Annotated in this window: 17 protein-coding genes; 10 read left to right on the forward strand and 7 right to left on the reverse strand. The window is 62.8% G+C overall.

Annotated elements, in window-relative coordinates:
• The first annotated feature begins 151 nt into the window (after positions 1-151).
• The 6 genes from FJD34_RS00150 (at position 152) to FJD34_RS00175 (ending at position 5,506) form a co-directional block, all read left to right on the forward strand.
• Entirely contained in the window at positions 152-1,018 is an 867-nt protein-coding gene (locus tag FJD34_RS00150) for a fumarylacetoacetate hydrolase family protein (RefSeq protein WP_090291265.1), read from the forward strand.
• A gap of 126 nt (positions 1,019-1,144) precedes the next feature.
• Positions 1,145-2,140 (forward strand): 2,4,5-trihydroxytoluene oxygenase, encoded by a 996-nt coding sequence (locus FJD34_RS00155; protein WP_032861398.1) that lies wholly within the window; start codon positions 1,145-1,147, stop codon positions 2,138-2,140.
• Between the two features lie 11 nt (positions 2,141-2,151).
• The gene (locus FJD34_RS00160; RefSeq protein ID WP_090291264.1) at positions 2,152-2,775 is read left to right on the forward strand and encodes a malonic semialdehyde reductase; all 624 of its coding nucleotides are present in this window, start codon (positions 2,152-2,154) and stop codon (positions 2,773-2,775) included.
• A 104-nt stretch (positions 2,776-2,879) separates the two neighbouring features.
• A complete protein-coding gene (locus FJD34_RS00165; protein WP_090291263.1) occupies positions 2,880-4,112 on the forward strand; it encodes an MFS transporter in 1,233 nt (410 codons plus the stop codon).
• 29 nt (positions 4,113-4,141) lie between these two features.
• Positions 4,142-4,525 (forward strand): nuclear transport factor 2 family protein, encoded by a 384-nt coding sequence (locus FJD34_RS00170; RefSeq protein WP_032861464.1) that lies wholly within the window; start codon positions 4,142-4,144, stop codon positions 4,523-4,525.
• 180 nt (positions 4,526-4,705) lie between these two features.
• Positions 4,706-5,506: a hypothetical protein gene (locus FJD34_RS00175; protein ID WP_223232682.1), complete on the forward strand. Its 801-nt coding sequence runs from the start codon at positions 4,706-4,708 to the stop codon at positions 5,504-5,506.
• A gap of 61 nt (positions 5,507-5,567) precedes the next feature.
• Here the strand turns inward: FJD34_RS00175 and FJD34_RS00180 are convergent, their stop codons facing one another.
• From FJD34_RS00180 to FJD34_RS00190, 3 genes are all read right to left on the reverse strand, one after another.
• Entirely contained in the window at positions 5,568-6,332 is a 765-nt protein-coding gene (locus tag FJD34_RS00180; RefSeq protein ID WP_050593403.1) for a HEAT repeat domain-containing protein, read from the reverse strand.
• A gap of 212 nt (positions 6,333-6,544) precedes the next feature.
• Complete coding sequence (locus FJD34_RS00185) at positions 6,545-8,290, reverse strand: ABC transporter ATP-binding protein (RefSeq protein WP_032861394.1); 1,746 nt, start codon at positions 8,288-8,290, stop codon at positions 6,545-6,547.
• Positions 8,287-10,008: an ABC transporter ATP-binding protein gene (locus FJD34_RS00190; RefSeq protein WP_032861393.1), complete on the reverse strand. Its 1,722-nt coding sequence runs from the start codon at positions 10,006-10,008 to the stop codon at positions 8,287-8,289. The genes FJD34_RS00185 and FJD34_RS00190 overlap by 4 nt, the downstream gene beginning before the upstream one ends.
• 302 nt (positions 10,009-10,310) lie before the next feature.
• Here FJD34_RS00190 and FJD34_RS00195 point away from each other — a divergent pair, with 302 nt between their 5' ends.
• The 3 genes from FJD34_RS00195 to FJD34_RS00205 are packed head-to-tail and all read left to right on the forward strand — an operon-like array spanning position 10,311 to position 16,471.
• Positions 10,311-11,195: an ABC transporter ATP-binding protein gene (locus FJD34_RS00195; protein WP_032861392.1), complete on the forward strand. Its 885-nt coding sequence runs from the start codon at positions 10,311-10,313 to the stop codon at positions 11,193-11,195.
• Positions 11,192-14,296 carry an ABC-2 transporter permease gene (locus tag FJD34_RS00200; RefSeq protein WP_090291262.1) on the forward strand — a complete coding sequence of 1,035 codons (3,105 nt, stop codon included), beginning with the start codon at positions 11,192-11,194 and terminating at the stop codon, positions 14,294-14,296. Before FJD34_RS00195 ends, FJD34_RS00200 begins: the two co-directional genes overlap by 4 nt.
• Before the next feature lie 33 nt (positions 14,297-14,329).
• On the forward strand, positions 14,330-16,471 hold the full coding sequence (locus FJD34_RS00205; protein WP_032861388.1) for a TonB-dependent receptor: 2,142 nt from the start codon (positions 14,330-14,332) through the stop codon (positions 16,469-16,471).
• An 89-nt stretch (positions 16,472-16,560) separates the two neighbouring features.
• Here FJD34_RS00205 and FJD34_RS00210 read toward each other — a convergent pair whose 3' ends face one another.
• The gene (locus FJD34_RS00210) at positions 16,561-18,507 is read right to left on the reverse strand and encodes a TonB-dependent receptor (RefSeq protein ID WP_229689193.1); all 1,947 of its coding nucleotides are present in this window, start codon (positions 18,505-18,507) and stop codon (positions 16,561-16,563) included.
• Between the two features lie 337 nt (positions 18,508-18,844).
• Between FJD34_RS00210 and FJD34_RS00215 the strand changes: the two genes are divergently transcribed.
• Positions 18,845-19,825: a helix-turn-helix transcriptional regulator gene (locus FJD34_RS00215; RefSeq protein ID WP_050593397.1), complete on the forward strand. Its 981-nt coding sequence runs from the start codon at positions 18,845-18,847 to the stop codon at positions 19,823-19,825.
• Here FJD34_RS00215 and tatC read toward each other — a convergent pair.
• Genes tatC through tatA form a run of 3 tightly spaced genes read right to left on the reverse strand, consistent with a single transcriptional unit; the run spans position 19,822 to position 21,079 of the window.
• A complete protein-coding gene (gene tatC / locus FJD34_RS00220; RefSeq protein WP_090291261.1) occupies positions 19,822-20,568 on the reverse strand; it encodes a twin-arginine translocase subunit TatC in 747 nt (248 codons plus the stop codon). The two genes, FJD34_RS00215 and tatC, sit on opposite strands and share 4 nt — an antisense overlap.
• A complete protein-coding gene (gene tatB, locus FJD34_RS00225; protein WP_065943141.1) occupies positions 20,565-20,861 on the reverse strand; it encodes a Sec-independent protein translocase protein TatB in 297 nt (98 codons plus the stop codon). Before tatB ends, tatC begins: the two co-directional genes overlap by 4 nt.
• Positions 20,861-21,079, reverse strand: a complete 219-nt coding sequence (tatA, locus tag FJD34_RS00230) for a twin-arginine translocase TatA/TatE family subunit (RefSeq protein ID WP_032861381.1) — start codon at positions 21,077-21,079, stop codon at positions 20,861-20,863. Before tatA ends, tatB begins: the two co-directional genes overlap by 1 nt.
• Positions 21,080-21,195 lie beyond the last annotated feature (116 nt).

Raw genomic sequence — 21,195 nt, forward strand, 5'->3', positions numbered from 1 at the left:
CACAGGGGGACGAATCAAGGGATTGTCCCGGAATGTTTTTTGTAAAAAACACTTTGATCACCCTTGACGAGTTATTTATTTGGGCGCATTTTCGTCAAAAGGGTACGGTAACGTACCGTACCAATTTATAACAACAACAGAGGTAGTGATCATGCGTTTCGTACACTTTGTGGAAGGCTCCAGCAAAGGCCTGGCCATTGAACACGCAGGCGTGCTGCGAGGTTTGACCGAACAGGAAAGCGGTTATCCGGGCACCCTGGAGAGCCTGCTCAACGCCGGCCCTGACGCGCTGCAAGCGGCCCATCAGCGCTTGAGCGACGCCCGTTTGCTCGATCCATCGAAGCTGCGCTACCTGCCACCGCTGGAGCGTCCGGGCAAGATTGTGTGTGTCGGCCTGAACTATGCCGATCACACCAAGGAAAGTCCGTACGAGCAGCCGGCCTATCCGACTTTTTTCCCGCGTTTCAGCACCAGCCTGATCGGCCATGGCGAACCCATCCTGCGCCCGCGTGTCTCCGAACAACTGGACTACGAAGGGGAGTTGGCGGTGGTGATCGGCACCGGTGGTCGACATATCTCCCGTGAACAGGCCCTGGCGCATGTGGCGGGCTACGCGATCTTCAATGAAGCCTCGGTGCGCGATTACCAGTTCAAGTCGCCGCAATGGACCATTGGCAAGAACTTCGACGCCACCGGCGCGTTTGGCCCGACCTTCGTCAGTACCGACGAACTGCCCGCGGGGGCTGTCGGCCTGAACCTGGTGACCCGCCTCAACGGCACGGTGGTGCAGCAGGGCAATACCGCCGACATGATCTTTGGGGTCGCCGAACTGATCGCCGTGCTCAGTGAAGCGGTGACCCTGGAACCCGGTGACGTGATCGTCACCGGCACCCCCGCAGGGATTGGCTGGGCGCGACGCCCGCCACTGTTCATGAAGCCTGGCGACCTCTGCACCGTGGAGATCGAAGGCCTTGGCACCTTGAGCAACCTGATCGCCGACGAGCCGCCAGCGGCCTGAGTCCACGCGTCAGTTTTCGTGAGCGCAGTACAACCGACCGACCGTTACCACGGTGGGCAGCGATCCCGGCTGCCCTGGTTTTGACCACCGGTTGTCCTGCCCCTTGAATGCCCAGGAGCAACTACCGTGCTGCAGATCAAAGACATCAACCATGTGCTCTACCGTCATCCCGACCTTGGGGTGGTCGAACGTTTCCTGACCGATTTCGGCCTGGTGGTCATGCACCGCACCGAGCAACGCCTGTATTTTCGCGGCACCTGCTCGCTACCCTATGTGTACATCGCCGAGAAGGCCAGTGAAGCCAGCTTTGGCGCCATCGCATTCGCCGTCGAAAGCCTCGACGATTTGCACCAGGCCAGCCGGCTGCCGGGGGCCTCGGTGATCCGGGCGCTGGAAGGTCCGGGAGGAGGGCAGTACGTCGCCTTGCATGATCCCTCGGGGCGGCGCATCGAGTTGGTCCACGGTATCGAAGCCGTGGGCACGCTGCCCCAGCGTGCTGCGCTGACCCTCAACTCGGCCCATCACAAGCAACGCTTTGGCGATGTACAACGGCCCGGCAAGGGCGCGGCACAGGTCCTGCGCCTGGGCCATGCGGCGATTGGCGTGCAGGACATGCCCCGACACCTGGCCTGGTACCAGCAAATGCTCGGCATGCTGCCTTCGGACCTGGTGGTCGAAGAGCCTGACCGGGACCGCCCGAGCGCGGCCTTCCTGCGGTTGAACCGTGGCAGCGCCTGGACTGACCATCACACCATCGCCTTGTTCCAGGCGCCGAAGGACTTCGTCCATCACGTGTCCTTCGAGGTGCAGGATTTTGACGCGCAGTGCCTGGGCCACGAGTGGATGACCCTGCAAGGCTGGTCGCCGTTCTGGGGGGTAGGCCGGCACATGCTGGGCAGCCAGATTTTCGATTATTGGCGGGACCCGTCCGGCAACCTTATCGAGCACTTCACCGATGGCGACCTGTTCAACCAGGACTCGCCCTCGGGTTACACCCAGGCGTGCGACGCCAGCCTCTACCAGTGGGGCCCGCCGATGTCGGTGGAGTTCTTCCTGGGTGGGGAGTGTGCCGCCGAACAGACCGTGCCCCGGTCGACTTCAGACCGTCAACGACGCAGTTGAGGACAGATGCCATGAACCAGGTAATCAGCGAGCAGGTGCTCGATAGGTTGTTTCGCCAGGCCCGTAGCCAGAATGGCTGGCTGGATAAACCGGTGGATGATCACACCCTGAAGAAACTCTACGACCTGGTGCGCTGGGGCCCGACCAGCGCCAACGGCTGCCCGGCGCGCATTGTGTTTTTGTGCAGCGCCCAATCCCGGCAACGTTTGCTGCCAGCCCTGAGCGCCGGCAATGTCGAGAAGACCCTGGGCGCCCCGGTGACGGCAATCATTGGCTACGACACGCAGTTCCATAAGCAGTTACCCAGGTTGTTTGCGCACAACCCCACGGTACGCGACTGGTTTGCCGACCAGCCGGATTTGCTTGAATCCACCGCCTTTCGCAACAGTTCGCTGCAGGGCGGCTACTTCATCCTCGCGGCCAGGGCCTTGGGCCTCGACTGCGGGCCGATGTCCGGGTTTGACCACGCACAGGTCGACCAGGCGTTTTTCGCTCCAGGGGCCGAGGGCATGCAGGCCTTTGCCGGGATGCAGATCAAGTCGAACTTCCTGTGCAACCTCGGCTATGGCGACCCCGCAAAACTCTTTGCCCGTAACCCGCGCCTGGACTTCGACGAGGCCTGCGCGCTGCTGTAACTGACTGACCGCACCCGTAAATCCTCCAGGCCGATCAAGCGTGCTGCGACGCATCACGCCTGTCGATCGGCCTGGCAAAACAACAACAATAAGGAAAACCTGCAATGCGAGCTCTATCCAAATGGCATGTACTTATCGGCGGTTTCCTCGCGTATCTGTTTGACGCCATGGAGATCATCCTGCTCACCATCGCACTCCCGGTGATCCGCCAGGACCTGGGCCTGACGTTCAATGAAGCCGGTATGCTCGCCTCGGCAACCCTGCTGGGGATCGGTTTGAGCGGCATTACCACGGGCTGGTATTGCGACAACTACGGTCGACGCAAAGCCCTGCTGATCTCGTTGATCGTGTTCGGCGTGTTGACCACGCTGGTCGCTACCACGCACAACTGGGGCTTGCTCCTGCTCCTGCGGTTTCTGTCCGGGCTGGGCTTGGGCGGGGTGTGGGGGATTGTCTCGGCCTATGTAACGGAAACCTGGCCTGCCCATCAGCGGGCACGAGCGATCGGGTTCGTGTTGAGTTCATTCCCGATTGGCGCGGCCATCGCGGCAATGGCGGCGGCCAGCTACCTGCCTGACTGGCAGACCTTGTTCATGGTGGCCGGGATCTCGACCCTGATCCCGCTGGCGTATCTGTTCTTCTTTGTGCCCGAGTCACCGGAGTGGACCGCGCAGAAAGCCCGCAACCTGGCCGGCCCCAGGCAGCACAAGCACGTCTCGGTGCGCGAAATATTTTCCCCCGAACTGCTGCGCCTGACCCTGCTGGGTACCCTGGCGGCGAGTTTTGCGGTGATTGGTTTCTGGGGGGCGAGTACCTGGTTGCCCACCTACTTGATCAAGGAGCGCGGACTGGACATTGGCATGATGGCCAACTTCATGGCGATCCTCAATATCGGCGCCTTTATCGGTATCAATGCCTTTGGCTTCATCGCCGACCACATCGGCAAACGCAATGCCACGCTCCTGTCATTGCTCGGCAGTGCGGTGATGTTGTCGATTTATGCACTCACCACCGATAACGCCATCCTGTTCTGGCTGGGGCCGATCTATGCCTTCTTCTACGCCTTCGCCAGTTTGTTTGCCTCCTACTTCAGTGCGTTGTACCCCACTCGGGTACGCACCCTCGGCGCGGGCTTCTGCTTCAACTTTGGCCGGGGCCTGGCGGCTTTTGCGCCGTTGCTTTTGAGCGGCATCGCTACCCACTACAGCCTGGCGTGGGGCCTGTTGGTGTGCGCCGGGTTCTTTGCCCTGGCCACCCTCACCCTGTTGTTCATGCCCCAGGTGGAGTCGGATCTGCCCGCCAGCGCGGGCGTGACGCTGAAAACCACGGATTCCTGATGTTTGAGATCAACCTGGAGTGTCAAGCGATGTTAGAGCAACGCGTAGAACAACAGATCCAAACCCTGGAATTGCGCCGCCGCCAGGCCATGGTCGAGGGCGATATGGACTTTCTGGAAAGCCTCTATACCCGCGACTTGACCTACAGCCACTCGGACGGCAAGAGCGACAGCAAGAGCAGCTACCTGCAGGGCATGCGAGAGGGCGTCTGGCGCTATCGGGGTTTCACCAGCCGTGACGAGCAGATGCGCAGGGCAGGGGACTGCGTGGTCGTTACCGGGCTGATCGACATGGACGTGGTGATCCGTGGCGAGCCCATGCTCCTCAACTCGCGCTACATCAGCGTGTGGAAGGCGGGCAATAACGGCTGGCAAATGATTGCCTGGCAATCCACTCGTTATACCCATGCCTGACGCCCGCTAAACCACAGCACAACTGGCAACTTGAACCCGGCCCTCGTGGTCGTCCGGGCAAGGCTTGCGCATGCCTGGAAACCGGGATGGCTGGAACTTTGACGTGATGGAATCCTGAACATGTACGTACAACAATTACAAAAAACGTATTGCAAGGCCCTTCTGATAACCGCAGGCGCAATGAGCCTGATCTCAAGCCCGGTGCAGGCCAGGGATTGGAGCGACACCTTCATCGGTTTTCGCTACGGTACCGACTTCACCGAACCCAGTATCCGCGGCAAGGTCCAGAAGGAGATCTACCAACTGGGCCATGCCAGCGGCAATGAAGCCGGTTCCAATTTTTTCAACCTGGACGTGCTCAAGTCCGACAGTAACGATCCAAAGAAAGACAGCGATTCGGGGGCAACCGAGGCCTATCTGGTGTACCGCCATCAACTGTTCCTCAGCCAGGTGTTCGAGCGGTCGATGGCGTTTGGCCCGGTCAAGGAGGTGGCCCTGAGCGGCGGGGTTGAGCTGAACTACAAGAACACCGAGTTCGCCACCCGCAAGCGCATGCTGGTGGCTGGCCCGACGCTCAAGTTCGACGTGCCCGGTTACCTGGATATCAGCCTGCTGTATGCCATGGAGTGGAACCACTGCGGGTTGAATGCGTGCCAGACCGAAAACATCCAGTTCGACCCGTACTATGTGTTGCACATGGTCTGGGGCATCCCGTTCCAGGTGGCTGGCGTGCCCCTCAAGTTCCAGGGCTTTGCCAGCTACAAGACCGAGAAGGGCAAGGATTACTTCAAGCAGGACACGGCCGAGGAAAGCCTGGTGCGTGCGTCATTGATGGTCGATGTCGGGCAACTGGCATTCGCTCGCAAAAATACCCTGCTGATCGGTCCAGGCTACGAGTACTGGAAACACAAGTACGGCGCGATCCATAAACCCGGCACCGACACCTACGCACCCACCGTGCATCTGGAGTGGCATTTCTAAAGCCCTTGGGTGAGCCGCTTCTGTGGCTCACCTTTTCCACAGAAGTGACTCTTGTTCATGTCTATTGAGAAAGGCTGCGAGTAGCCCGGGTAAAAATCCGGGTGGCGGCCTTGCTGTTGGGCGGATAGCGCTCAAAGAGTTGCTGTACCCAGTCTGGCCGGGTCTTGCTGGCGTCGTTGATCCAGTTGGCCACCGAGTCTTGGGCATATTTGTCGGATTCTTCAAGCATTGCGATCAGCAAGGGCTCGGCTATTTGCGGCTCGGCCTTGAGGTGGGCGATGTGTTCGCACCAGACGCCACGCGGGCGTAGGATTTCAACGCAGAAACGGCGTATTAGCGGATCGTCGCTACGGGCATGGCGGCGTAGCAGTGCCAGGGAGGTAGGCAGGTCCTGGGTCAGAAGCGGCCGCAAGGCAATCCAGGCCCATTCGCGCACGCCAAAGTGGCTGTCGGTGGCGAACCGCAACTGACTCAGCAAGGCCTTTTCCGGCTCACTGTTACGTTCGCAATAGGCATTGGCGAAGGCCGCCCAACTGCGCACGGTGTCCGATGGATGCTCCAGCAGCAGGTGCCAGGTCTGCTCGCGCAAGGGCCGGGCGGAGCTTTCCAGCCACTGCCCCAACAGGAGACCCATGGCGGCGACTTTCTTGGAGATGCCCAGCGCCTGGCCAGCCTGGGCTGCGGTCTGCAGGGCCACGGCCAGCGACGGGTCGAACTGCGGGGCAAGGGCCGCTGTCAGCGCCACCTGGTCAACTGCCAGGCACTCGCCCAAATTGCGGGTTGCCAGGCGGCCCTGGTCGATCAGGGCTTTGCGTTCTTCACTGATATCGATACGTTGACTGTGCAGCATCAAACACCTCCTTGTGTGATTACCGTGATTGAAGCAATTGAAGCCCGGGCCCGATGCCCATCTGGTAGCTTGATGCAGTTTGTCTTGGCGTCTTACTAAGTCAACGTTTTGTTTGATGTTGGTGCTGATCGGCTTGGTCAACGGGATGCTCTGCATTTTATAGGACGCCATCGCCGGCAAGCCGACTCCTATAAAGAGGGACGTTCCGCCTTCAGGCGCCAACCGCCCGCCCGTTGACGCTCGTGCCAGAAGCCGGCGTAGCGCCCGTTGTCGGCGAGCAACTGACGGTGGCTGCCAGACTCCACCAGGCGCCCTTCATCCAGCACCAGGATCTGGTCGGCCGCCATGATGGTCGGCAAACGATGGGCGATCACCAGTACGGTGGCGTTCTGGATCAGCGTGCCAATGGCGGCTTGCACGTAAGCCTCATTCTGCGGGTCGAGTGCCGCCGTGGCTTCATCCAGCAGCACGATGGGCGCGCGTTTGAGCAGGGCACGCGCCAGGGACACGCGTTGGCGTTCACCCCCGGACAGGCTGGTACCGCCTTCTCCCACCGGGGTGGCCCAGCCTTGTGGCAGGCGCGCCACAATCTCATCGACTCCCGCCAATGTTGCCGCTTGCGCCAACTGCCGGGCGCTGGCATCCGGGTTGCCCACACGAATATTGGCCTCCAGGCTGTCATCGAACAGATACACGTCCTGCATCACCAGGGACAGCTGCGCCATCAGGGCTTCGCTGGACAACGCGCGCACATCTACGCCGCCTACCTTGACGCTGCCCTCGCTGGCATCGAAGAAGCGCATCAGCAGGCGGGTGACGGTGGTCTTGCCCGAGCCCGACGCGCCGACAATCGCCGTCATTGTGTTGGGCTGGGCGCTGAAGCTCAGGTCCTTGAGCACCGGCGGGCCACTGGGGTAGGCAAAGCCCACCCGGTCGAATTCCAGGCTGCCGGGTGCTGTCAGGGGCAGGCTGGTGGCCGGCGCAGGCAGCGCGGGTTGGCGCAGGATGCTCGCCAGTTGTTCCAGGTCGTTGCTGGCCATGCGCAACAAACCGCTGCGCGCGGCCGCCTCCGCCAGGGGGCCGACAAACCGTGCGGCCAGGGCCAGCAACGCCACCAACTCGATAGCATCGATCTGTTGGGTGGCCGCCAGGGCGATGCCTACCGCTACCAACAGGGCGAACGCCAGTTGCACGCTCAGGCCACCGGCCAGCAACTTGGGAAAGGTCTGCGCCAGCATCGAGCCACCGGCCTGTTGCTGTGCGCGATTGGCCGCCTGTAATGGCCGATAGCCGCGCTGCGCCTGGCCAAAAGCACGCAGCACCTGCTGATAGCGGGCAAACTCCACCACCCGGTTGCCGGCTTCGCTGGCCGCGGCTTCGACCCGTGCATCATTGGCGCCAATGGCATTGGCCGACCAGTGATGGGTGAAGTAGATCAGCGGCGCACACGCAACCGCCGTGAGCCCCAGCCGCCAGTCAAATACAAACAGGGTCAGCGCAACGGTGGCAGGCACCACGACACCGGACACCACCGGGCCCAGATAATGGGCAAACAGCCCGGTGACCATCAGCGTACCGCTGGTGGCGCTGCGCGACAGTTGGCCGACTTTCTCGCTGTTGAACCAGCCCAAGGGCAGGCGCATCAGGTGCTGGCCAAGGCGTTCATGCAAGGTGGTGAGCACCAGCAGTGCCAGGGCGAACCCCTGCATCGCCTGCTGGTAGTGGGCGATGCAGGTCAGCAGCACCATCGCCGCCAGGCCGGCGAGCCAGGTCATGGCCAGCGGCAGGTTACCGGCAAACAGCGCGTGGAGGATCGGCACCAGCAACGCCACCGCCAAGCCTTGCAACACGGCACTGGCCACCAGCCAGGCGAGGTAACGGTACAGGCGCGTGGCGTGGGCCGGACCCAGCAGGGTCAGCAGACTGCGGATCATTGCGAGACCTCCACGGCGCTGGCGTGCCATAACCGGGCATAGGCCCCGTCGGCTTGCAGCAGTTGATGATGGCGACCACATTCGACAATACGGCCTTGGTCGAGCACGACGATCTGGTCGACATCGCGAATACTCGCCAGGCGATGGGCAATCACCAACACCGTGCGCCCCCGCGCCAGCGCTGAGAGCGCGTCCTGGATCAACGCCTCGGATTGCGGGTCGGCGTGGGAGGTGGCTTCGTCGAGGATCAGCACCGGGGTGTCCGCCAGCAGCGTGCGGGCGATTGACAGGCGCTGCGCCTCGCCGCCGGAGAAGATCGCGTCATCGCCAATCACAGACTGATAACCCCGGGGCAGGGCCAGGATGCGCTGATGAATCTGCGCCGCGCGGGCAGCGGCCTGCAATTGCTCATCGCAGGCAGTGGGGCAGCCAAGGCGCAGGTTATCGGCCACGCTGCCATGCACCAGTTGTGCATCCTGCAAGACAAAACCGACGTGCCGGTACAACTGGTCCGGGTCGATCTGCCGCACATCGACGCCGCCCACCAGCACCCGGCCAGCGTTGACGTCGTGAAAGCGCGGCACCAGCTTGGCCAGGGTCGATTTGCCGGCACCGGAACTGCCCACCAGCGCGGTGATCGTGCCCGCCTTGCAATGCAAGTCGATGCCCTTGAGGATCGGCTGCGCTGCGTCGTAGCCAAACTCGACCTGCTCGAAGGTCACGGCGTGCTCCACCGGTTGGCTGTAGCGTGGCGCCGCAGGCAGTTCTTCTATGCTCAACAGGGCTTCGATCCGCCCGGCGGCGGCCTGGGCGGTGCGTTGGGCGGTCAGGCTCTGATTGATCACCAGCAACGACTGCGGGATCACCACGGCCACCAGGGTTTCGGCGAACAGTTCCAGCGGCGTGATCCAGCCGCGACTCAACCACAGGCTGCCCACCCCCAGGCTGACCAGCAGAATCACCGGCACGCTCAGGGCCATCGACGAAATGGCTTCCAGGCGCAGCAAGGGCCGCACCCAGCCGGCGTACTGCCGGCCGAACTGGTTGACCGCCTGTTGATAGCTGCGATGGGCCTGGCCGACCCGGCCAAATGCCTTGACCACGGCAATCCCGTGTACGAACTCGACAATGGCTGCGCTGATGCGGGTCATGCTCTGGTCCAGCAACTGCATCTTGCTGGCAAAGCCACGCATCATCAGGGTATAGGCCAGCCCGTAGAGGGGCAGGGTCAGCACTGCCAGCAACGCCAGGCGCCAGTTCAGACTGGCCAGCCACACCAGCCCGGCCAGGGGGGTGACGATGGCGGCGGTGCGCTCCACGGCGTGATGGGCGATCAGGTGATGCAGGTCTTCGAGGTCGTCCTGGACTCCCTTGCGCACTGCGCCGGAATTGGATTCGCTATACCAGCCGAGGGGCACGCGGGCGAGTTTGCCGACCATGGCTTCGCGCAAGCTCGCTTGCAAGCGATGGTCCGCCAGATGGGTCAGCCACAACGCGGCACCGCAGGCCATCCAGCCGAGGCACAGGGCAATCACCACCCACCCGGCGCACAGCCATAGGGCTTGCCGGTCGACAGTGCCGGCCAGTAGCAGGCGCGCCAGTTCGGTCAGGGCAATGAAGGGCACCAGGTTCACCAGCGCACCGATGGCAGCGAGCGCTACACCGAGGCGAATCAGGTGGTTGACCGGGCGTTGCAGGGTGTCCAGGGCGGTAGTCATGGGTTTTTCCGTAGGCCGATACACGGTCAGGGATGCTAATCGCTCTCATTTTGGCGGCTACCCGTATCGAGTCGATTGCCCCTCGTATCCGCATGTTGGCCACGGGTTGAGCGTTGCAGCGCCAGGCCGCAGGCGTCGGAAGTTGCGCGATACGGTTGGAAATTGACTTGAATCGGGTAGAGGGCGCTCGCGTGCGTGGCTACCGTCCCGGGCTGTGCCTCTCAAGGGCAATCATTCTCAAATAAGCGCTATCCGGCAGACCTGCTCTCCCTGGATCGGCGCGTTTGCCCATGGAGTTGCAGATGTCAGTCGATTCGGGTTTGCAGGTGCGCGGCCTGCACAAGCGCTACAACAACGGTGTGCAAGCGCTGCGTGGTGTGGACTTGAGTGTCGGCCCCGGGATGTACGGGTTGCTCGGCCCCAATGGCGCCGGTAAAAGCAGCCTGATGCGCACCTTGGCGACCTTGCAGCAACCCGACGCCGGTAGCATTTATCTGGATGGCGTGGATGTGTTGGCCGACTCCGATCATCTGCGTCGACGCCTGGGCTACCTGCCGCAGCAATTGGGGGCATATCCGGGCGTCAGCGCACGTGACCTGCTGGACCGCTTTGCCTGGCTCAAGGGCCGTACCGACAGCCGCCAACGCCGCGCAGAAATCGAAGGCCTGTTGGCCAAGGTCAACCTGCAGGATGCCGCGCACCGCGCGCTGGCTACCTATTCGGGGGGCATGCTGCGCCGCTTTGGCATCGCCATGGCGTTGGTGGGTTCGCCACGCTTGCTGATTGTCGATGAGCCTACGGCGGGCCTCGATCCGGCGGAGCGCAATCGTTTCCATCGGGTGTTGGCGGATGTGGCCGCCGAATCGATTGTGTTGCTGTCGACCCATATTGTCGAAGATGTCGAAAACCTGTGCAGCCGCCTCGCGGTGTTGGCTGGCGGGCAGATTCTGGTGGAAGGCAGCCCGCAGGCGTTGCTCAGTGCGGAGCAGGGACGCCTGTGGGTGGCGTCGTTCGGGCGCGGCGAAGCCTTGCCGCCGGCCTTGCATGTGGCGGCTAGCCCCGAGGGCAGTCGGGTGATTGTGTATGGTGAGCGGCCTGCCGATCCACGCTTCATGCCCCACGCACCGCGCCTGGAAGATATCTATTACCTGGCGCTGGCCCAGGCCGGTGAGGCGGCCGACGCATGAGTACCTTCGCCCTGATGATGCGTGAAGCCTGGGTGGAAGTGCGCGCCGGGCTGCGCAGCGGTATTCCCTTGCTGGTATTTTTGGGCCTGGCCGGCTACCTGCTGATGTCCCTGACCAACGCCGACTATGTGCAGAAAATGGGCGCCAGCGACATCCCGCGCAATGCCCCGAGCCTGATCTACCTGATGGCCTGCGGGTGTATGTTTTTCCTGTTTTTCGCCTGGGCCTGGGTGTTTGCCCAGCCGGCCCTGCGTGATCGCAAGGCGCAGTTGGAGGAAGTGTTGCTGGCGCTGCCGGTATCGCTGCCGGCGTTGTTATGGGGACGGTTTATCGGCGCTGCGGTGGTCGCAGGCTTGCTGGCCAGTTCACTGATTGTCGGCTTCCTGCTGAGCCCGATCCTCGGCTGGTTGGGTTGGGTGCCGGTGGCGAGTATCGGTGCGCCGGCCTGGTCGGCGCTGGGCTTTGCCTGGGTCGCGCTGCTGTTGCCGGTCAGTACCGGCGTGGGCGCCCTGTATTACCTGTTGGCGCTGCGCAGCCGGGGCCTAGCCGCGCCGTTTGCCCTGGCCACGGGGTTGATGCTGCTGTGGATGTTCGCGGTGGTGGTGCTCAAGGGTGGGCATATCAACCCGCTGCTGGCGGCCAGTCTCGATCCGTCCCTGTTTACCTTCGCCCAGGCCCAGGTGGAAACCTGGACCGCAGCGCAGAAATCCCAGGCACTGCTGGACCTCACACCGGGGTTCTGGCTCAACCGGGGCCTGTGGTGTGTGCTGCCGCTGCTGCTGTTGGCCTGGTCCCTGGCCCGTGCCACGCGCCAGAGCCTGATGGGCCGACGTAGCGGTGCGGTGTTGGCAGAGCCGCCGATGCAACTGGCACAGGATGTGCGCTTGCCTGGCCCTTTGCTGGTCAGCCACTGGCCGCGCGCGTTATGGCGCGAAACCTGCTGGCAGATACGCCAGGTCTTTGCGCGCAAGGTCTGGTGGCTGGCGCTCGGGATGCTGGTGGTGATGGGCGTGCTCAGCGGTCTTGTGCATGGGGTGTGGCATGCCCATGGGCCGATGGTGCCGCGCGCTGACTTGACGTTGCCGCTGCTGGCCAGCGCGCTGTTCCTGGTGATTGCCTTTATGGTGGCGGCGCTGGTCGGCCTGATCTGCCGGCGTGATGATGTGCAGGGGCTGGGGGCGATGCTGCAAGCCACACCGGCGCCGGTGTGGCTGCGTACGTTCGGTCAGGTGCTGTGTGTGTTGCTCGCCACCCTTTCGCTGGCTGTGGTGCCTGGCGTCGCCAGCCTGCTGATCAGCGCTGTCGTCGCGCCTGCCAGCCTGGCGCCGGGGTTTGCGCTGATCTACTCGCTGTTGGTGTTTGCCCCGCCATTGCTGGAGTTGGCGATGCTGACGGTGCTGGTGCATGCGCTGATTCGGCGGTCCGGCCTGGCATACGCCACGTCGATGTTGCTGACGTTTTTCCTGGTGCTCAATCACGAACTGGGACTGGTGAGTTACCCCGCGTATGAAATGGCGATCCCGGGCCACATGGCGCTCTCGGCGCTGACCGGCTGGGCCCCGTGGCTGGCCTATCTCGGCACACTGGCCAGTTGGAAGCTTGCGGTGTGCCTGGTGCTGGTCGCACTGGCGGCCCTGGCCGTGCCCCGAGGGCCGGAGCGCCGACGTCTTGCCGACCTGAGTACGCGAGTGCGCGGTGTACCCGGTGTGTTGCTGACAGTGGGTGTGCTGGTGATGTTGGGCAGCGGTAACGTGTTGCACCGCCAGTTGGTGGAGCGGGGCGATTATCAGACCGCCACCCAGGCACGTGCGGACAGCGCCGCCTGGGAGCAGCGCTGGCTGGCCGGCGCCGGTGCCTTCCAGGTGGCCGGCGGGCAATTGCAGTTGCAGATCGACAGTGCCCAACGCCAGGTGCTAGGGCAGTGGACCCTGGAGGGCGTGACTGCTGCCAATGGCCATCTGGATGCCGAGTTGCCGGCGGGTCTGCAGGTGACGGGCGCCAGGGTGATGGACCAGTCGGTGGTGGTTGAGCAAGCCCATGATCATCTGCGGCTGGCCCTGGGCGCTTGTGCGTCGAGCGGTTGCCAGGTGACCTTGCACTGGACCCTGAATGCCACCGGTTGGTCGAGCGAGGGCGAGGGTATCTGGCTGAGTCCTCGGGCGTTATGGTTGGAAGCGCGACGGGTGGTGCCGCGCCTGGGCCTGGACCCGGAACGTGGCTTGCGTGCGCCAGTAGAGCGTCTGGCAGCCGGCTTGTCCGCTACCGCACCCGCGCTGCCCGAGGGGGCGGCGGTGGCTGCGCAAGCCGTTGCACCGGCCGGGGCCTGGCACTGGACCATCGACGCCCAGGGTTACTCCCTCAGTGGCCGCAGTAAACAGCCGCTGGACTTCGCTTATGCCCTGTCCTCAGCAACCGTGACCCATGAACTGGACGGTGTCCGGGTGCTGGCCGATGCCAGTCGCCAAGCGACCGCCCGCGAGGTGCGTGAGGACCTCACCGCCATGTCTGCCTGTATTGCGCAGCATCTGGGCGCAAGCCCACCGGTCAGCGACGTGAGCCAATGGCCCAGCGGCATGGGGGCCAGTCGACTGAGTAACGGTCACCTGTTGCTGGCCCAGACCCCGGACTGGGACGTGGCGCCAACCGGTGTCGGGCGCTGGGCACGACGCGCCCATATCGCCGAACTGTTGGCCCGCCAGCGGCTGCTCAGCGCCAGCGACCTGCGCGAGCAACCGGGTCACGTGTGGCTGAGCCAAGGTGTGGCCGCAGCGCTGGGTTTGCTGTGTGTCGGCGAAGTTGATGGCCCCGATGCCCGTGCGGCATTGATCGGGCTCAAGGCTGATGACCTGACCCGCGCCCTCGCCAGCGATGGCGAGCCGATCGGCACCCTGGCCAGCGCCCGGCAGCAGGGCTGGGCCGCGCCTTATGCGGCGCTGGCCAGTCTCGATTGGGTTGCCAGCCAGAGCGCTGCGCAACTGCTGGACATGACGGCACAAATCCGTACAGGCCAGGGATGGCCGCCATCGATCCAAGGGCTGCTGGGTGCGCCCTCGGATCAGGTGATCGCCCAGGCGCGTCAGCGCTGGGGCACGCCGCAATGAACCTGTCCCTCTCTTATCTGCCTGGAGTTTTGCATGCTTGATCAGTGGCTACTCAAACCGTTACGCCACCCGCAGGGTTGGCGCGCCAACGTCCTTACCCAAGCCCTGGCGCTGGCCTTGTCCAGCCAGGCGTGCAGCGCGTTTGCTGCCGACTACCAGTCCGACTCACAGGCCCTGGAGCTGGCGCCGGTGACCGTCAGTGCGCGATTGAACCAGGAAAGCGCTAGGGACATTCCCTTCGGCCTCTCGGTGATCGACGGGCAAACCCTGCAAACCCGGCGCCTGCGCACGCTTGAAGACGCATTGCGCGGCACCCCGGGCGTCGACGTCAATTCCTGGGGCGGTGCGAATGACGCCAATGTGCGTATTCGCGGGGTCGGTTCGCTGAACCAGATGAGTATGGATGACGGCTCGGTGGTGCTGAACGTCGATGGCGTGCCGATGTCGGTGCGCAATGCGGCCATGGCTTCCCTCGATGTGCAGCAGGTGGAAGTGCTCAAGGGGCCCCAGGGCACTTTGCTGGGGCGCAACAGCGAGGCCGGGGCGATCAACGTCACCACCCGCAAACCCACCCGTGAGGTAGAAGGCTATGTGCGCGGTGAAGTCGGCCAGCAAGGCCAGTTCATGACCGAAGGCGCGGTAGGCGGCCCCTTGACCGAGACCCTGGCCGGGCGCGTTGCGGTGCGTCGCAGCGGCTTCGATAACTGGGTCGACGACCAGCAGGACCGCGATCCGCTGACCGCGCCACGGGACCTGGCCTTGCGTGGCAGCCTGCTGTGGGACAACGACGCCGGCACCACCGGGTTGCTGGTTGCCGAGCGCCAGCGCGCCGAGCACTACGTCGGCCTGGAAATGCTGCGGCCCTTTGGCGACAGCCCGCGCCTGGACTACACGCCTGGCGTATTTGACGGCAACCAGAAAACCAACGAGCGCTATTCCTTTGAACTCAATCACGATCTGGCGCAAGCTCGGATCACCTCGATCAGCGCCTACACCAGCACCGACTTCAATGCAGTCAAGGGTTATGACCGCAACATCACCCGTGCACTGTACGGTTCACCCTTCGAATACCTTATTGAGGACTCGGCCCACGAACGGGTCTGGAGCCAGGACCTGCGCCTGGGCTCGCTGCCAGAGGCCGAGGTGTTCTGGGTAAGTGGGGTCAATCTTTCCCGTTCCGAGCGCAATTTCGACTCGAACAACTTCACCAACGGCGCGCTTCAGCAACGTGAGTTCACTACCAACAGCTACGCGGCGTATGGCGAGATCACCTTCCCGATTGCCGAGGACTGGAAACTCACCACCGGCCTGCGCCACACCTGGGATCGCAAGACCTACGGTGGCGAATATACGAGCGCAGGCAATCGGGCCAGCGACAGCCGCCAACTGCAAGACAACTACAGCACCGGGCGCGTGGCACTGGCCTATGCGCTGACGCCGCAGACCAATCTCTATGCCGTACTTTCCCGTGGTTACAAGTCTGCCGGCTTCAATGATTACGCGACCTCGGTCACGGACAGCGAGCCGTACAAGGCAGCCAAGGTCAGTGCGGCCGAAATGGGGTTCAAGCACGAAAGCGAGGGCGGTGCGTTGAGCCTGGAGGGGGCGCTGTTCTTCACGCGGGTGCGCGATGACCACTTGCTGGGGTATGACTTCAAGACCGTGGCCGTCAGTGCGGTGAATGCCGACACCCGCAGCAAGGGCGCAGAGCTGTCGAGCACCTGGCACGTCACTGACCAATTGACCCTGGGCAGTGCCGTGAGCTACACCAATGCGCTCGTGACCTCCGATGCCCGGGGTGTTTCTGGCGGTGACGTGGTGGCAGGCAGTCGGGTACCAGACGTGCCGCTGTGGAGCGGTAACTTCAGTGTGGCTTGGCACAAGGATCTGCCTGACCTGCTGGGATTACCGGCGCCCCGTCTCAATACATTGCTCAATTACCGCCTGCAGAAAAACCGCCCGGCAGACCCGCAGAACCACTATGACCTCAAGGGCTACGCCAAGCTGGACCTGCACCTGGGCCTGGAAAGCGGCGGCTCGGAAGTCTACCTGTGGGGCGATAACCTGCTGGATGCGCGCTATGACTTGTATGGTGCCTATTCCACGGCCCAGGTGTTGACCGGGATGCCAGGCAGAGGGCGCTCGGCGGGGGTGGGCTACAGCTATTCGTTCTGATAGAGGCTTGGCCAACAAACCTTATAGACGCTGGCAAGCCAGCGCCTACAAGGGGATTGATTCACCAATCAACCTGCTCCCCCTTCACGTCAGAACTGATAGGTGTAGCCGACGCCCAGGGTACGGCGTCGCGCGGGTGCGCCATAGGCTACCGGATCACTGTAGAACCCATAGGTGTCGTACGTCTGGTTCAGCAGGTTGTCGGCATAGGCATACACCTCGCCGAACTTGCTATGCAGGCCGGCGCGCAGGTCGAGTTTCTCGTAGTTATCCAGGTTGAAATGGTTCTGCGGATCTGCCGCTCGCTCGCCCACAAGGTGGTAGTTGAGGCTGGTGTTGAGGGTGGTTTCACCCAGACCGGCGAAACTGCCCAATGGATGCTCCCAGGCGACGTTGAAGTTGCCACTCCAGCGCGGTACATCCGGGGTCCGGTTGCCAGCGGCGACGTCACCGGCCTGGATGCCCTTCACCGCGCTGGTGATTTTCGCGTCGAGGTAGGTGGCACTGGCGGCCACGCTCAGGCCGTAGTCGAAGCGCCAGCTGCCTTCCAGTTCGGCGCCGCGGGTGCGGGTGTCGGCATTGAACGCATTGGTGGCGAAGGTTGCAGCGTCGTACCCCAGCAGATGGTCGTCGTGCACGCGGGTGAAGAACAATGCGCCATTGAGGCGGCCACGGCGGTCGTCGGTTTCACTCTTGAAGCCCAGTTCCGCAGCTTTGCTGACGGCGGCCTTGTAGGGTTCGCTGTCGCTGACCTGCGATGCATAGTCATTGAACCCACCGGACTTGTAACCGCGCGCCAATTGCACATAAACGTTGGTTTGCGGGGTGATCGCATAGCTCAGGGCAGCGCGACCGGTGCCGTAATTGTCCGTCAGCCTGCGTGAGTCGTTGACCGAGTCGCTGCCCGAGAAGTACTCGCCGTCATAGGTCTTGCGGTCCCAGGAATGGCGGTAGCCGGTGGTCAGTTTCAGCTGCTCGGTCAGGGGGAAGGTGACTTCGCCGTAGCCGGCATAGGTGGTTGTGGTGAAGTCGCGGAACTTGGCGCCTGAGGTGCCGTAGGTATTGCGCGGGGTGTCGTAGGTACGCTCGCTGCGTGTGGCGGCCAGCCCCGTGACCCAGAACACCTGCGAGTCGGGCAGGGAGCTCAGGTGTACGTCCTGGCTCCAACTGCGCTCAAAGGATTTGTCGACCACCCAGAACTCGCTGGGGGTGCCGTAGAGCGCGCCCATCAGTTTGCTGTCATAGGCGATCAGGCCTTCGAAATCGGCGGTTGAAGTGGAACTGGTGGAGGTCAGGCGGCTGTTGGCGAAGTCATGCTCGACCTTGATCGCGTAGCGCTCGGTGGTCTTGTAGTTGTCGTCGAACAGGCCGGGGGTGAGGTCCAGGCTCGGGTCGCTACCGTACGGGCGCAGCACCAGGGAGTTGGTGGCGCGCTTGGACTTTTGCCGCTCGGCGCTGAACAGCACGTGGGTGTCATCGTTGAGATCCCACAGCAGGCTGCCTCGGTATGCTTCGTTGCGGGGTTTGGTCTGGGGGTGGTGGGTCTGGTCGTTGTCGATCCAGCTGTCGTAACCCGCACGGCGTACTGCGAGGCGGCCGCTGAGGTTTTCCGTCAGAGGCCCGCCCACGGCGCCCTCAGTGAGGAACTGGCCTTGCTGGCCGACTTCGCCGCGCACATAACCTTCCCGTTCACGGGTCGGCTGGCGTGTGGTGATATTCACGGCGCCGGCCTGGCCAATTGCCCCGGACAAGGTGCCCTGTGGCCCCTTGAGGACTTCGATGCGCTCCACATCCAGGGTTTCGAAACCCAGGCTGCGCGACGATACCGGCACGCCATCGATATTGAACGCCACCGAGCTGTCATCCATCGACATCTGGTACAGCGAGCCCACACCACGGATCAGCACGTTGAAATCATTCGGACCGCCAGAGGAGTTCACGCTGACCCCGGACGTGTTGCGCAGGGCGCTTTCCAGGGTATTGAGGCGCTGGGTGCGCAACTGCTCACCGCTGATCACGCTCAGGCTGATCGGCACCTCCTTGGGATCCTCCTGCTCCATCCGCGCGGTGACGGTTGAAACCGGCAGTTGCAGCGGTTGGACGGCTGTATCGGCAAAGGCTGAATGAGTGAGTGTGCAACTGAGCAGAGCTGTTATAGTATAACAAATGTGCGGTGATCGACGGTGAGTCGTCGAGTGGCGTCGTGCAGACATGATGGGACCTTGACTGAGGTTTGGGGCAGTGCGCGTCGCGGTGGGCGACGGCGGCTAAGGGCGTAACTGCAGCGCGATAGATGCTAGTGATTATCAATTGCGCTCATCTACCCCAATGTGGTCTGATTCGAGCCGTATCCGGTCAGCAAGGAGATCCAAGATGTCAGCCGTTGAGGAGCAGGGGCGGGCGTTCATGCCGGTCTCGCGGATTATTGCCGATGGCTACGGGGGCGATTTCGGCCCGGGCTCCCAGTGCCGGGTCACCCGAGTGACCTTGCAGGGCGGGCTGGATATCGTGCGTTGGCAAAGTACTTTCGAGCAGCCAGTGGAGATGCCTCTGCATGACGACAGCGAGCGCATCCACTTCAGCTTTACCAACCTGCTCAAGGGCAAGGCCTCTTGCAGCTTTCGCGATGGTCGGCGGCAGCGCCGCTATGTCATTGACCAGGGTACCGGCAGCATCAGCTATGGGCGCAGTCGCAACGGCCTGTATCACCAGCAGGGTGAGATAGACAATATTACGGTGATGATCCATCCCGAATTGTTGACCCAGTGGGAACTGGAAATCGACCCGACCCTGTATAACGCGCTGGCCTGCGATCATTGCTTTCTCGATGGACACCGCAGCGGTGAAATGAGCGCCACCGCCCACCAATTGTCCAATGCCCTGACGTACGCGCCTGGCCAGCCGCGCAGTAGCCTGTGGCTGTATGGCCAGAGCGTGACCTTGGTCAGCCTGTTCCTGGAAGCACGGCGCAGCGTGGACTGCGCCTGTCGCCTGAGCCCCATCGATCGCCAACGCCTTCAGCATGCTCGCGAGCGCTTGCTGGCAGACCTGGGCAAAGCGCCCAGCCTGTCTGAGCTGGCCCGTGAATCCGGTCTGAGCCAGCCCAAACTGACGCGCGGGTTCCGGCAGTTGTTCCTCAACAGTGTCTACGGGGTGTTCCAGCAAGCGCGCATGACTCAAGCCCGCAGCCGGCTACTGGAAGGGGACGAATCGGTGATGCGCGTGGCGTCGGATCTGGGCTATGCCAATGCCAGCCACTTTGCTACGGCTTTTCGCAAGCAGTTTGGCATCAATCCGTCCCTGCTCAAGCAGGGTGGGCGCAGTACTTCCCTGGCCCCGAGCAAACTGTCTTAAGCTGCCTCGGTACGCGATTTGCTCACCGACCGACTGGCCAGCAGCCCCAGCTCGAACAGAATCCACATCGGCACCGCCAGCATGGTTTGCGAAAACACATCTGGCGGGGTCAGCAGCATGCCGACCACAAAGCAGCCGACGATTACATACGGTCGGCTTTTCTGCAGGGTCTGCACATCCGTGATATCGGCCCAGATCACCAGGAAAGTCGCCACCGGTATTTCAAACGCCAGGCCGAACGCCAGTAACAGCGCGAGGATGAAATCCAGGTACAGGGCGATATCGGTCATCATCGTCACGCCGTCCGGGGTTACGCTGGTAAAGAAGCCGAACATCATCGGGAATACCAGGAAAAACGCAAACGCCATGCCGGCGTAAAACAGCACCACGCTGGCGGCCAGCAACCAGGCGGCAGTGCGTCGTTCCTGGCGGTACACCGCCGGCGCGATCATGCCCCAGGCCTGGTGCAGCAACAGCGGCATGCTGATGAACAGGGCGATCATCATGGTCAGCTTGAGCGGTGCCAGAAACGGAGAAGTCACCCCAGTGGCGATCATCGTTGCGCCGCTGGGCAAGAAATCGCGCAGCGGTTGCGAGACGAAGCTGTACAGCGTCTGGGCAAAGGGAAACAGGGCGCAAAACACCAGGAGGATCGCCAGGACGCAGCGCACCAGGCGCGAGCGCAACCGGGTCAGGTGGCCGGTCACCGACAGGCGCGGGGCAGACAAGGGCAGGTCGCTCATGGGGCAGGTTGTCCTGGAGAAGGGGGGATTTCTGGCTGCGGCGCAGCGTCCAGGCGGATGCCGTCGCGCAGTTGCTGCTCCAGTTGCCGCAATGGCTGCTGATCGATGCCCTGCAGCAAGTGTTCGTGGTCCAGTTCCTGGGTGACCTGGGCCTTGAGCGTATTCATCGCCCGCTTGGCCCGGCCCAGCCACAGCCCGGCATTGCGCGCGGCAATCGGCAGGCGCTCGGGGCCCAGCACCAGCAGCGCCACCAGGCCCACCAGCAACAGTTCGCTAAACCCGATATCGAACATCAGTGTTTGCTGTCTGCGGGTCGTTGAGGCTCGGCTTGCACCTCAAGGCTGGCCTTTTCTGCGCTCGCCTGGGCAGCGGATTCGTTGCCCATGGAGGAGCGAAATCCCTTGATTGCCTCGCCCACATCGCTGCCCAGGCCCTTGAGGCGCCGGGTGCCGAACAGCATGACCACGATCAGCAGCACGATGACCAGTTGCCAAATCCCTATACCACCCATACCGACACTCCAAGCCATTGATTTGAAATATGAAGGCGCAGTGTGCCGAGGCTTTATGACGCAGCTGTGACGTTTTTGCGGGAATTGTGTGAGCCTGCCACTTGGTTGAAACATCC

The sequence above is a fragment of the Pseudomonas brenneri genome (assembly GCF_007858285.1).
Classification (GTDB): domain Bacteria; phylum Pseudomonadota; class Gammaproteobacteria; order Pseudomonadales; family Pseudomonadaceae; genus Aquipseudomonas; species Aquipseudomonas brenneri.